Raw genomic sequence first — 13380 nt, forward strand, 5'->3', positions numbered from 1 at the left:
CACTCGGAGAGTCGCTCCCGCGACCAGTGCCAGCGGTCTCCGTCGCCTGGACTGTGATCAACAGACAAAGCTTGACGGCCAAACCGTCCATACCCCCTGATTGCACCAAAAGTGGCATGTCATAGCATCACTCTGCATTGAGCACAATCGCACTGGAGACGCGGCGCCAAAGCACCCCAAGAAATCAAACAGGGCTACGCCAACCCGTACGCCAACCGCAGCGCGGAACCACGTCCGTCAAGCGGGGCCGTCGGCGGCGTCCCGGCCCGGCCGGCTTGGCATGTCCCCTTCCGGGCGCTACGTTCTGGCTGGTCCAGGAGCGACGGGGAAACTTGAGCCGGGGGCGAGTGCCGTGCAGGACACCGAACTGGAGAAGACGCGGGCTCGCTACGGCCTGCTCGCGGTGATCATCAGCAACGTCGCCATCGCCGTCGTGGCGATCTTCGGCGTCTGGCGCCTGGACGGCGACAAGTCGGTGATGGTCGGTGTGCTCACCGCGGCCTTCACAGCGGTCAGCAGCATGACCACCGCGTACCTGGGCATCAAGGCCGTCTCCAACACGGCGAAGTCCATGGCGGCCCAGGACCGGACGGGAACGGCCACGGCTGCGCAGCAGCAGAACCCGTAGCGACCGGGCGGCTGCCGCGGGACGGACAGGCAGCGGCCGGGAACGGCCCACGGCAATTCGTTAGCCACGAATTTCACCGAGGTGAGATCCTGGACCGCGTATGTCTACGCATCCCGCCCCCGCCCTCGGCACCCTCGCCCCTCGCCTGACCGAGCTCTCCCTGCGCGACGCGCACCGGCTCGGCCGCAGGCTGGAAGGCGCGCGCAAGATCCGCAAGCCGGAAGCCCGGGCCGCCGTACTCGCCGAGATCGAGGCGGAGGTCGCCAAGGCCGAGGCGCGGATCGGCGAGCGCACCGCCCGCGTGCCCGCCGTCACCTACCCCGAGCAGCTCCCGGTCAGCCAGAAGAAGACCGAGATCGCCGACGCCATACGCGACCACCAGGTCGTGATCGTGGCCGGTGAGACCGGCTCCGGCAAGACCACCCAGATCCCCAAGATCTGCCTCGAGCTCGGCCGGGGCGTCCGCGGGATGATCGGCCACACCCAGCCCCGCCGTATCGCCGCCCGCACCGTCGCCGAACGGGTCGCGGAAGAGCTGGACACCCCCCTCGGCGAGGCCGTCGGCTGGAAGGTCCGCTTCACCGACCAGGTGAACCCGGACGCCACCTTCATCAAGCTGATGACGGACGGCATCCTGCTCGCGGAGATCCAGACGGACCGTGAGCTGCGCGCCTACGACACGATCATCATCGACGAGGCCCACGAGCGGTCCCTCAACATCGACTTCCTGCTGGGCTACCTCGCCCAGCTCCTCCCCCGGCGCCCGGACCTCAAGGTCGTCATCACCTCGGCGACGATCGACCCCGAGCGCTTCTCCCGGCACTTCGGCGACGCGCCGATCGTCGAGGTCAGCGGCCGGACCTACCCCGTCGAGGTGCGCTACCGGCCCCTCCTCGAAGAGGACACCGACGACGCGGACCGGGACCAGATCACCGCGATCACCGACGCCGTCGAGGAGCTGATGGCCGAGGGGCCCGGCGACATCCTCGTCTTCCTCTCCGGCGAGCGCGAGATCCGCGACACGGCGGACGCGCTCACCAGGAAGCAGTACAGGTTCACGGAGATCCTGCCGCTGTACGCCCGGCTGTCCCACGCCGAACAACACCGCGTGTTCCAGCCGCACACGGGCCGCAGGATCGTTCTCGCGACGAACGTCGCCGAGACCTCCCTCACCGTCCCGGGCATCAAGTACGTCATCGACCCCGGCTTCGCCCGGATCTCCCGGTACAGCCACCGGACCAAGGTCCAGCGACTGCCCATCGAGCCGGTCTCGCAGGCGAGCGCCAACCAGCGCAAGGGCCGCTGCGGCCGGACCAGCGACGGTATCTGCGTCCGGCTGTACAGCGAGGACGACTTCGTCGCCCGCCCGGAGTTCACCGACGCCGAGATCCTGCGGACGAACCTCGCCTCCGTCATCCTCCAGATGACCGCGGCCGGCCTCGGCGACATCGAGAAGTTCCCGTTCATCGACCCGCCGGACCACCGCAACATCCGCGACGGCGTGCAGCTCCTGCAGGAACTGGGCGCCCTCGACCCCACGCAGAAGGACCCGCGCAAACGCCTCACCGACACCGGCCGCAAGCTCGCCCAGCTGCCGGTCGACCCGCGCCTCGCGCGCATGGTCCTGGAGGCCGACAAGAACGGCTGCGTCCGCGAGGTCATGGTGATCGCCGCCGCCCTGTCCATCCAGGACCCGCGCGAGCGGCCCGCCGACAAGCAGACCCAGGCCGACCAGCAGCACGCCCGCTTCAAGGACGAGACGAGCGACTTCCTCGCCTATCTCAACCTCTGGCGCTACATCCGCGAGCAGCAGAAGGAACGCGGCTCGTCCTCCTTCCGCCGGATGTGCAAGCAGGAGTACCTCAACTTCCTGCGCATCCGCGAATGGCAGGACATCTACACACAGCTGCGCACGGTCGCCAAGCAGATGGGCATCCACGTCAACGAGGACGACGCCCCGGCCGACCGCATCCACGTCTCCCTCCTCGCCGGTCTGCTGTCGCACATCGGCATGAAGGACGTGAAGGAGGGCGCGAAGAACGAGTACCTGGGTGCCCGGAACGCCAAGTTCGCGATCTTCCCGGGCTCGGCGCTCTTCAAGAAGCCGCCACGGTTCGTGATGTCCGCCGAACTGGTGGAGACCTCACGCCTGTGGGCCCGCGTCAATGCGAAGATCGAGCCGGAGTGGGTCGAGCCGCTCGCCGGCCACCTGCTGAAGCGTACGTACAGCGAACCGCACTGGGAGAAGGACCAGGCGGCCGTGATGGCGTACGAGAAGGTCACGCTGTACGGCGTCCCGATCGTCGCCCAGCGGAAGGTGAACTACGGCCGGATCGACCCGGAGGCCAGCCGCGAGCTGTTCATCCGCAACGCCCTGGTCGAAGGCGACTGGCGCACCCACCACAAGTTCTTCGCCGACAACCGCAGGCTCCTGAGCGAGGTCGAGGAGTTGGAGCACCGCGCCCGGCGCCGGGACATCGTGGTCGACGACGAGACGCTGTTCGACTTCTACGACCAGCGCGTGCCCGAACACGTCGTGTCCGGCGCGCACTTCGACTCCTGGTGGAAGCACAAACGCCACGAGCAGCCCGACTTCCTCGACTTCGAGCGCGAGATGCTCATCAACGAGAAGGCGGGCGCGGTCACCAAGGACGACTACCCCGACTCGTGGCGCCAGGGCCGGCTGAAGTTCCGGGTGACGTACCAGTTCGAACCGGGTGCGGACGCGGACGGCGTCACCGTCCACATCCCGCTGCAGGTGCTCAACCAGGTCACGGACGAGGGCTTCGACTGGCAGATCCCGGGCCTGAGGGATGAGCTGGTCACCGAGCTGATCCGCTCCCTGCCGAAGCCGATCCGCCGCAACTACGTCCCGGCGCCGAACTACGCCAAGGCGTTCCTGGAGAAGGCGGTGCCCTTGCAGGAGCCGCTGACCACCACGATGGCGCGTGAGCTGAAGCGGATGGTCGGGGTGCCGTTCGAGCAGGAGGACTTCGACTGGTCCAAGGTGCCGGACCATCTGAAGATCACCTTCCGGATCGTCGACGAGCGGCGCCGGAAGCTGGCGGAGGACAAGGACCTCGAGGCCCTGAAGCTGAAGCTGAAGCCCAAGGCGCGCAAGGCCCTGTCGCAGGCCGCGGCGGCCACCGCCGAGCGGCAGGGCGGGGAGTCCCTGGAGCGTACGGGCCTCACGGACTGGACGATCGGCACGCTCACCCAGGTGTTCGAGACGCGCCGGGCCGGGCAGCCGGTCAAGGCGTTCCCGGCGCTGGTCGACGACGGCGACACGGTGTCCGTACGCCTCTTCGACACGGAGGCGGAACAGGCCGAGGCCATGTGGAAGGGCACGCGCCGGCTCATCCTGCGCAACATCCCGGTGAACCCCGCGAAGTTTGCGTCCGAGAAGCTGACCAACCAGCAGAAGCTCGCCCTGTCCGCGAACCCGCACGGCACGATGCAGGCCCTGTTCGGCGACTGCGCGATGGCGGCGGCGGACAAGCTGATCGGGGACTTCGGGGGGCCGGCGTGGGACGAGGAGTCGTACCGGAAGCTGTTCGACAGGGTGCGCGCGGAGATCGTCGACACGACGGTGCGCACGGTCGCGCAGGTGCAGCAGGTGCTGGCCGCCTGGCAGGCCTGTGAGCGCCGCCTGAAGGCGGTGCGCAGCCCGGCCCTGCTGCCGAACCTGGCGGACGTACGGGCGCAGCTGGACGCCCTCGTGAAGCCCGGGTTCGTGACGGAGGCGGGGATACGGAGACTGCCGGACCTGATGCGGTACCTGGTGGCCGCGGACCGCCGCCTCCAGCAGATGCCGACGAACGTGCAGCGGGACACCACGCGCATGGACAAGGTCCGGGAGATGCAGGACGAGTACGCGTGGCTGCTGGAGCAGTTGCCGCAGGGCCGTCCCGTGCCGTCCTCGGTGCGGGACATCCGCTGGATGATCGAGGAGCTCCGGGTCAGCTACTTCGCCCACGCGCTGGGCACGGCGTACCCGATCTCGGACAAGCGGATCGTGAAGGCGATCGACGCGGTGGCGCCGTGACGACGCGTGCACGAGGGGTGAGTTCGACCAGGGGCTCACCCTCCTGTACAGTCTCTTCTCGCAGCGCAACGCACGAAAGCGCCGCGAGACCTGGTCCTGTGGAGCAGTTTGGAGTGCTCGCCACCCTGTCAAGGTGGAGGCCGCGGGTTCAAATCCCGTCAGGACCGCATCAGGAAGGCCCGCATCCGGCAACGGACGCGGGCCTTCGCCGTATCCCCGGCACGACACCACCGGTCGAGACGCAGACCGCGCCCGCGGCGCAGCCGCAATCGGACACAGCAAATCCCGTCAGGACCGCATCCCGGAGAGGCCCCCATCCGGCAACGGACGCCGGCCTTCGCCCTACCCCCGCACGACACCACCGACCAAGACGCAGACCGCGCCCGCGGCGCAGCCGCAGCGGAGGCCGGTCGGCAGAGGGCGGAAGGGGTTCGGGGTGGAGCCCCGTGGCGGCGTCTCCAACGCCGGGCCCCCCACGGCCGACGGCACCCCTCGCTCTCCCGAGCGGCAGCGCCGAGCAGCGCCCCGTGCCTTGACGGAGTCACTTTCCCTCGGTACCCCAGAAGTCAGGGCTCCCCGAGTGCGGGCGGCCCCGGGGAGGTGGCGTATGGCGGCGTCCGTTCGGCACGAGACCGGCGCTCTGCTCCGGGCCCATCTGTCCGCCGCCGCCGGGTACCGCCATCTGACCCGGCACTGCCCCATCTGCCACCACCTGCTGCGCCTGGCCATGGAACCCGCCCAGCGCGGCGAGGAGGCTCCGGAGACGACCCCGGAGGACGACAGCGCCCCCGAGAGCGCCACGACCGTCTGACAAACCCGGGGGTTCATCCCGTGCCGGCGTGGGCACTCCTGGACGTGCGGCCGCCCAACAGCCGCCGCTCGGCGAGCTGTTCTCTAGCAAAGACCCCGCACCCGTAACAAGGACTCCGGCATGTGACGGGTGTCACCGCACCAGTTTCGGTGACCGCCGCCCTTACCCGCCTCCTACAAAGGGTCAATTTAATATGTGCAATTGCACCCTGCCCTGAGGTGACCCACAGCAGTTCCGACGCCCCTCCCCAGGCTGCGACACGGCCGCTCACAGCCCGGCCCCGCACACCCGGTCGGCGCACAAAAAAGATCGCGCTGGACCCGGCGGAGTCCAGCGCGATCTACGACGCACCCTTGTCGTGCCTCTATTGACCTCGGGCGTGAGTCCTGTTGGGGCAGAACCCGCGTCGCTTGGAGCTGTTGTCCCGGACGTCACAGCAGGTGGGGGACCTGCCCATATGTCCGGCTATGCGATTGTTCAGGCCTCGCTGCGCTGCTGCGGGATGCCCGCGAGCAGGGCGCGGACCTCGGCCTCGCGGTAGCGGCGGTGCCCGCCGAGCGTACGGATGGACGTGAGCTTGCCGGCCTTCGCCCACCGCGTGACCGTCTTCGGGTCGACGCGGAACATGGTGGCGACCTCAGCCGGGGTCAGCAGCGGCTCGGCATCAGGGGTGCGAGCGGTCATGAGCGGCCTCCTCGGGAGAACCGAACCTTCTCGGTTCTTTCCTCTAAATTCTGCACCTTGACCCGCGTTGCCCGAAATGGCGGACGCGAGTCGAGTCGGTTATAGGACGAACGGCTTGTCCTCGGCACTACAACTACACCATCTGTCCAGCCGCGTAGGCCAAACCGATGGAATTGCCCTCCCAGGTGTTCATCAGCGACGGAAGCCGATGGACCATGCCATAGCGGACAGTCACGCCACTGTGACGAACAGTCACAGGACGATCAGGAGTCACGAGACCCCCCAAAGCGTGCAATGCTGAGTTTCCGCCCAGATGTGGGCAGAAGGAGCCTCCCCCGGGCTCCTTGTCCTATTTTGGCATGAGGAGGGCCGTAAGACGCAAGGTCCTTGTAAGTGCCGTCCGTCACGCTTGGCGGCATAAGCCCGGATCGGTCGCTACGTCCTCCGCCCCGATCCCGCACCTACCTGCGGTACGTCAACCATGGGCCAAGGGTTGCGACTTCACCATGTCTCGCGGGTCACAATTCGAGCAACGGTTCACCAGAGCCCCGGCTGAGGGACCGCCCTCAGTTCGCCGACCGGCGCTCCCGTACGGCCCGCCAGCGCTCCACGAGCCGCCCGTACGCCTCCCCGGCCGCCGCCCCGTCCCCGTGCCGCAGGGCCTCGATGCCCTCGGCGACGTCGGCGGCCGAGTGGTCCGCGTCCAGCTCGGCGGCCGGCAGGACGTGGACCAGCCCGCCGTAGTCCAGTTCGACCAGCGACCGAGGGTGGAACTCCTCCAGCCACCGCCCGACGTCCACCAGACCGTCGATGAGCGGTCCCTCGTCGATCGTGTCCTTCAGCGTCCTCAGCGTCCGCGCGACGCGCCTGCGGGCCTGCACCATGGGCGTGCGGTAGCGCAGCATCGGGGGCACCTCGCCGGACCCCTTCTCGTACCTGCGCTCCTCGTCGGAGACCAGCACGAACCAGTTCAGCGGCACCTGCCAGGTCGCGGTGCGGATCCAGGGACGCGCGTCCGGGTTGCGCTCGAGCCAGCGCTCGTAGTCCTGGGCGGCCTGGCGGCGCACGACGGGCGGCAGGACCGCGTCCAGGACCGGCGCCGGCAGCTCCTCGGGCAGCTCCCCCAGCGCCTGCCAGCCGCGCAGCCGGGTGCGCCAGGGGCACACGCACAGCACCCCTTCGACCTCGGTCACGAAGGCGTCGTCGCTCTCGTGCACCGGCACCGCGACCGGCGGCGTGGGCAGCAAGTCGGCCAGGGAACGGCGCAGTTCGTCCTGGTACGAGGGGCGGTCGGGGCGGCGGGCGTAGCGGGCCCAGTGGCTGCGCTCCGGCTCCGGGAAGGCGGCCAGCGGCTCGTACACGCGCAAGTAGGACGCGTACGGGACGATCACCGAGGACACCTTGGGCACACCTGCTCCCTCCCCACCGGAACCCGACCCGAACCCGCCCGGGCACCGGCCCGGCCGAGGTGGAAAACCCCTGCAAATCGTCCCACGAACCCGTCCGGGCGTACTCCGAGGGAGGGTGATCCTCGGCACTGCGCGCAACGTGGGCGCCCGCACGCTCTACGCTCATGCCCACGGGCCCCGCCACCCGCACGGGACCCTCCCCCAACCGCCGCTACTCAACCGGGAGTCACCACCGTGACCGACGTAACCGACGGCGTCCTGCACACCCTGTTCCGCTCGGATCAAGGGGGTCATGAGCAGGTCGTGCTCTGTCAGGACAGGGCCAGTGGCCTCAAGGCCGTCATCGCGATCCACTCCACCGCTCTGGGCCCCGCCCTCGGCGGCACGCGCTTCTACCCCTACGCGAGCGAGGAGGAGGCCGTCGCCGACGCGCTGAACCTCTCGCGCGGGATGTCGTACAAGAACGCCATGGCCGGTCTCGACCACGGCGGCGGCAAGGCCGTGATCATCGGCGACCCCGAGCGGATCAAGACCGAGGAGCTGCTGCTGGCCTACGGCCGTTTCGTGGCCTCGCTCGGCGGCCGGTACGTCACCGCCTGCGACGTCGGCACCTATGTGGCCGACATGGACGTGGTGGCCCGGGCGTGCCCCTGGACCACCGGCCGCTCCCCCGAGAACGGCGGCGCGGGCGACTCCTCCGTGCTCACCGCGTACGGCGTCTTCCAGGGCATGCGGGCCTCCGCCCAGCACCTGTGGGGCGACCCGACGCTGCGCGGGCGCAAGGTCGGCATCGCGGGTGTCGGCAAGGTCGGGCACTACCTGGTCGAGCACCTGCTCGAGGACGGAGCCGACGTGGTGATCACGGACGTACGGCCGGACGCCGTGCGCCGTATCACCGACGCGCACCCGCAGGTCGCCGTCGCCGCCGACACCGCTGCCCTGATCCGCACCGAGGGCCTGGACATCTACGCCCCGTGCGCGCTGGGCGGGGCGCTGAACGACGAGACGGTGCCGGTCCTGACGGCGAAGGTGGTGTGCGGCGCGGCCAACAACCAGCTCGCGCATCCGGGTGTGGAGAAGGACGTCGCGGACCGCGGGATCCTGTACGCGCCCGACTACGTCGTCAACGCCGGCGGTGTCATCCAGGTCGCCGACGAGCTGCACGGCTTCGACTTCGACCGGTGCAAGGCGAAGGCGGCGAAGATCTTCGACACCACGCTGACGATCTTCGCTCGTGCGAAGGAGGACGGCATTCCGCCGGCCGCCGCGGCCGACCGGATCGCCGAGCAGCGGATGGCTGAGGCGCGCGGACGGTGACCTTCCCCAGGGGGGCCACCCGGGTTTGACCGGTACCCGCCGAGGGAGGGTTTGAGAGGACTCTCACTTTCCTCGGCGGGTCGTCGGCCAATAAGTGGTTAAAATCGGCCGTGACCAGCGAGGACAGGGCTCCTCGACGGTCATGGGCACACGCCCGTCCTGCGGGCGACGTACCGTATGGGCGTGGGCTCAGGTACCGTGGAAGCCCTACGGGCCGGTCTCTCTGCGGAGAGCCCGTTCCGGATCATGAACGCGTGTCAAGACTCTGGGGCCGTCGAGCCCCGTCGTTGAGGGGGTCGAGCCATGGGGCGCGGCCGGGCCAAGGCCAAGCAGACGAAGGTCGCCCGCCAGCTGAAGTACAACAGCGGTGGGACGGACCTCTCACGCCTGGCTGAGGAGCTGGGCGCATCGACGTCGAACACGTCGCCGAACGGCGACCGGTTCGAGGACGATGAGCACGACGACGATCTGTACGCACGGTATGCCGACCTGTATGCGGACGACGAGGACGAGGAAGACGAGTCGTCCTCTCGCCATCGTCGCGGCGCTTGACCCTGCACCGAGTTTTCACCCGGTCCGTGGCCCTGGCCACGGACCGGGTTCTGTGCTGTCGGCAGGGTCTCAGCCGGCGTAGTCCCCGACCAGGGCGGCACCCGTTTCGTGCTCGCCCCGCTCGGTGATCTCGCCGGCGACCCATGCGTCCACGCCGCGGTCGGCGAGGGCGGCGAGCGCGACGTCCACCGACTGCTCGGGGACGACCGCGATCATGCCGACGCCCATGTTCAGGGTCTTCTCCAGCTCCAGGCGCTCGACGTCGCCGGTCTTCCCGACGAGGTCGAACACCGCAGCGGGCGTCCAGGTCGAGCGGTCCACCGCGGCGTGCAGGTGGTCGGGGATCACGCGGGCCAGGTTGGCCGCGAGTCCACCGCCGGTGACGTGGCTGAACGCGTGCACCTCGGCGGTGCGCATCAGGGCCAGGCAGTCCAGCGAGTAGATCTTCGTGGGCTCGAGCAGCTCCTCGCCGAGGGTGCGGCCGAGGTCGTCGATGTGCTGGTCGAGGCCGAGCTTCGCCCGGTCGAGCAGGACGTGCCGGACGAGGGAGTACCCGTTGGAGTGAAGTCCGGAGGACGCCATGGCGATCAGCGCGTCACCCTCACGGATACGCTCGGCGCCGAGCAGCCGGTCGGCCTCCACGACGCCCGTACCGGCGCCCGCGACGTCGAAGTCGTCGGGACCCAGCAGGCCCGGGTGTTCGGCCGTCTCACCGCCCACCAGGGCGCACCCGGCCAGCACACAGCCCTCGGCAATGCCCTTCACGATCGCGGCGACCCGCTCGGGATGGACCTTGCCGACGCAGATGTAGTCGGTCATGAACAGCGGCTCGGCGCCGCACACCACGATGTCGTCCATGACCATGGCGACCAGGTCGTGGCCGATGGTGTCGTAGACGCCCATCCGGCGCGCGATGTCGACCTTGGTGCCGACGCCGTCGGTGGCGGAGGCGAGCAGCGGACGCTCGTAGTGCTTGAGGGCGGAGGCGTCGAAGAGGCCGGCGAAGCCGCCGAGGCCGCCGAGGACCTCGGGGCGCTGCGTCTTCTTCACCCACTCCTTCATGAGCTCCACGGCGCGGTCGCCCGCTTCGATGTCGACGCCTGCCGCCGCGTAGGAAGCACCGGTTTGGGTCTCAGACATTGCCTGGGATCTTTCGGGTTGGTGGCTGGGTCTTCCGGGGGACTCCCCCCGGACCCTCTGGTCTTACGGGCGACGGATCGCGTCGGTCGCGGCCGTGGCGGCGGGACCGGCGGCCAGCTCGGTCTCCAGCAGCTGCTTGCCGAGGAGCTCCGGGTCGGGCAGCTCCATCGGGTACTCGCCGTCGAAGCAGGCGCGGCACAGGTTCGGCTTGGCGATGGCGGTCGCCTCGATCATGCCGTCGATGGAGATGTACGCCAGGGAGTCGGCGCCCAGGGAGCGGCCGATCTCCTCGACCGACATGCCGTTGGCGATCAGCTCGGCGCGGGTGGCGAAGTCGATGCCGAAGAAGCAGGGCCACTTCACCGGCGGGGAGGAGATCCGGATGTGGACCTCGGCGGCGCCCGCCTCGCGCAGCATCCGCACCAGGGCGCGCTGGGTGTTGCCGCGCACGATCGAGTCGTCGACGACGACCAGGCGCTTGCCCTTGATGACTTCCTTGAGGGGGTTCAGCTTCAGGCGGATGCCGAGCTGGCGGATCGTCTGCGAGGGCTGGATGAAGGTCCGGCCGACGTAGGCGTTCTTCACCAGGCCGGAGCCGAACGGGATGCCGGAGGCCTCCGCGTAGCCGATCGCGGCGGGGGTGCCGGACTCGGGGGTCGCTATGACCAGATCGGCGTCGGCGGGCGCCTCCTTGGCGAGGCGACGGCCCATCTCGACACGGGAGAGGTACACGTTCCGGCCGGCGATGTCGGTGTCCGGGCGGGCCAGGTACACGTACTCGAAGACACAGCCCTTGGGCTTCGCTTCCGCGAACCGGGAGGTGCGCAGACCGTTCTCGTCGACGGCCACGAACTCGCCGGGCTCGATCTCGCGGACGAAGCTCGCGCCGACGATGTCGAGCGCGGCGGTCTCGGAGGCGACGACCCAGCCGCGCTCCAGCCGGCCGAGGACCAGCGGGCGGATGCCCTGCGGGTCGCGGGCCGCGTAAAGGGTGTTCTCGTCCATGAAGACGAGCGAGAAAGCGCCCTTGACCTGGGGGAGGAGCTTGGGGGCCGCCTCTTCGACGGTCAGCGGCTTGCCGTCGTCGTCGACCTGCCCCGCGAGGAGGGCGGTGACGAGGTCGGTGTCGTTGGTGGCGGCGACCTGGGTGGCACGGCCGTTCTCCTTGGGGAGGTCGGCGACCATCTCGGCGAGCTGCGCCGTGTTGACCAGGTTGCCGTTGTGGCCGAGCGCGATCGAGCCGTGCGCGGTGGCACGGAACGTCGGCTGGGCGTTCTCCCAGACGGAGGCGCCGGTGGTCGAGTAGCGGGCATGACCGACCGCGATGTGACCCTGGAGCGAACCGAGGGAGGTCTCGTCGAAGACCTGGGAAACCAGGCCCATGTCCTTGAAGACGAGGATCTGGGAGCCGTTGCTCACCGCGATACCCGCGGATTCCTGACCCCGGTGCTGGAGGGCGTAGAGCCCGAAGTACGTGAGCTTTGCGACCTCTTCGCCCGGAGCCCAGACACCGAAGACGCCGCACGCGTCCTGGGGGCCTTTCTCACCGGGGAGCAGATCGTGATTGAGTCGACCGTCACCACGTGGCACGCCACCGAGTGTAGGCGAGATCGTGCACTGGTCCGAATCCGGTCATCGATGCCGCACGCCGTGCGCAGTGGCCGGACGCCCGTGCTCGGCGCTCGGAGACCGCGCTGACGCCGGTGTCGTTTTCGCTGGTCAGCGCGGCGCTCCGGTGGTCGGGCGGGGAGGACTGCGGACGGACGGAGAGCTTGCTCAGCGTCTCGTCGGTGTCTGCGAGTGAGCCGTCGCACATCTTGCGGGTGGACGTCTCGCGACGCTCTCCGTGAAGTGACCGCAGCGTACCGTCGCCTCCGCCTCCACGACCGCTTCACGCCATCAGGGGCAGCAGCCCGCTCAGGTCGGCCCGTTCGCCGCTCGCGCTGACCTCGGCGTCGGCGAGGGCCGTGTCCCAGCTCGTACGGCCGGTGGCGAGCCGGACCCAGGTCAGCGGGTCCGTCTCGACGACGTTGGGCGGGGTGCCTCGGGTGTGCCGGGGGCCTTCGATGCACTGCACGACGGCGTACGGCGGGACGCGCACCTCGGTGGAGGCGCCGGGCGCCTTCACGGCGAGCGCGTCGGCGAGCAGCCGGGTCGCCGCGGCGAGGGCCTGACGGTCGTAGGGGATGTCGAGGCCGGGGACGGCGGCGTTCAGGTCGTCGGTGTGGACGACGAGCTCGACGGTGCGGGTGACCAGGTAGTCGGCGAGCGGCATGGCGCCCGCGGTGGTGTCGAGCAGCCGGGTGCCGGGGTGTGCGGCGAGGAGTTCCGAGAACTCCTTCTCTATGCCGGCGAGGTAGCTGTCGAGGTCGGGGTTCTGGGCGGCGAGTGTGCGGGTGGTGTCCGCGATGGCACCGGAGTTGGCGGAGGTCGCGAAGGGCCAGTCGAGGACGGTGGCGTTCTGCGCGGCGGGCTCCGGCCTGCCGAGGAACCGCCCGAAGGCCGAGAGGGCCATCCCGATGTGCGTGGCCAGTTCCCGTACGGTCCAGTCCCCGAGTCGGGTGGGCAGCGCGAGTCGTTCGGCCGGGAGGGTGCTCACGGCCTCCCTCACGTTCCCGAACTGCGCGAGAACGGCGGCGCGGGTCTTGACGGGGTCGTAGGTCCGAGTGCGCTTCTTGGCCGGGGGCATGGCGCCGAGCCTAGTGGGCGCGGGAGGTGGGGGCGGGGGAACGCGGAGGCGGAGGCGGGAGAACGCGGAGGCGGGAGAACGCGGGAGGGGGAGGGAACGCCGGAC

The 13380-nt window shown here is 69.5% G+C and carries 10 protein-coding genes and 1 tRNA gene; 6 read left to right on the top strand and 5 right to left on the bottom strand.

Annotation, left to right across the window (positions count from 1 at the left end; genetic code table 11):
• Nucleotides 1–352: 352 nt before the first annotated feature.
• The 4 genes from N8I84_RS19850 (at nt 353) to N8I84_RS19865 (ending at nt 5484) form a co-directional block, all read left to right on the top strand.
• The gene (locus N8I84_RS19850) at nt 353–628 is read left to right on the top strand and encodes a hypothetical protein (RefSeq protein ID WP_263230773.1); all 276 of its coding nucleotides are present in this window, start codon (nt 353–355) and stop codon (nt 626–628) included.
• Between the two features lie 100 nt (nt 629–728).
• On the top strand, nt 729–4673 hold the full coding sequence (gene hrpA / locus N8I84_RS19855; RefSeq protein ID WP_263230774.1) for an ATP-dependent RNA helicase HrpA: 3945 nt from the start codon (nt 729–731) through the stop codon (nt 4671–4673).
• A gap of 92 nt (nt 4674–4765) precedes the next feature.
• A tRNA-Asp gene (locus tag N8I84_RS19860) sits at nt 4766–4840 on the top strand.
• Nucleotides 4841–5280: 440 nt separating this feature from the next.
• A complete protein-coding gene (locus tag N8I84_RS19865; protein ID WP_263230775.1) occupies nt 5281–5484 on the top strand; it encodes a DUF6274 family protein in 204 nt (67 codons plus the stop codon).
• 477 nt (nt 5485–5961) lie between these two features.
• Here N8I84_RS19865 and bldC read toward each other — a convergent pair whose 3' ends face one another.
• On the bottom strand, nt 5962–6168 hold the full coding sequence (gene bldC, locus N8I84_RS19870) for a developmental transcriptional regulator BldC (protein WP_003949541.1): 207 nt from the start codon (nt 6166–6168) through the stop codon (nt 5962–5964).
• Nucleotides 6169–6734: 566 nt separating this feature from the next.
• Nucleotides 6735–7577, bottom strand: a complete 843-nt coding sequence (locus N8I84_RS19875; protein ID WP_263230776.1) for a hypothetical protein — start codon at nt 7575–7577, stop codon at nt 6735–6737.
• A 234-nt stretch (nt 7578–7811) separates the two neighbouring features.
• Here N8I84_RS19875 and N8I84_RS19880 point away from each other — a divergent pair, with 234 nt between their 5' ends.
• Nucleotides 7812–8894 (top strand): Leu/Phe/Val dehydrogenase, encoded by a 1083-nt coding sequence (locus tag N8I84_RS19880; protein WP_263230777.1) that lies wholly within the window; start codon nt 7812–7814, stop codon nt 8892–8894.
• A gap of 303 nt (nt 8895–9197) precedes the next feature.
• Entirely contained in the window at nt 9198–9446 is a 249-nt protein-coding gene (locus N8I84_RS19885) for a DUF3073 domain-containing protein (RefSeq protein WP_263230778.1), read from the top strand.
• A gap of 69 nt (nt 9447–9515) precedes the next feature.
• On the opposite strand, the gene purM is transcribed toward N8I84_RS19885, so the two are convergent.
• From purM to N8I84_RS19900, 3 genes are all read right to left on the bottom strand, one after another.
• Nucleotides 9516–10586 (bottom strand): phosphoribosylformylglycinamidine cyclo-ligase, encoded by a 1071-nt coding sequence (gene purM, locus N8I84_RS19890; RefSeq protein WP_263230779.1) that lies wholly within the window; start codon nt 10584–10586, stop codon nt 9516–9518.
• A 63-nt stretch (nt 10587–10649) separates the two neighbouring features.
• Nucleotides 10650–12176: an amidophosphoribosyltransferase gene (gene purF, locus N8I84_RS19895; RefSeq protein ID WP_263230780.1), complete on the bottom strand. Its 1527-nt coding sequence runs from the start codon at nt 12174–12176 to the stop codon at nt 10650–10652.
• Nucleotides 12177–12477: 301 nt separating this feature from the next.
• A complete protein-coding gene (locus N8I84_RS19900) occupies nt 12478–13275 on the bottom strand; it encodes a maleylpyruvate isomerase family mycothiol-dependent enzyme (RefSeq protein ID WP_263230781.1) in 798 nt (265 codons plus the stop codon).
• Nucleotides 13276–13380 lie beyond the last annotated feature (105 nt).

The sequence above is a fragment of the Streptomyces cynarae genome (assembly GCF_025642135.1).
Classification (GTDB): Bacteria; Actinomycetota; Actinomycetes; order Streptomycetales; family Streptomycetaceae; genus Streptomyces; species Streptomyces cynarae.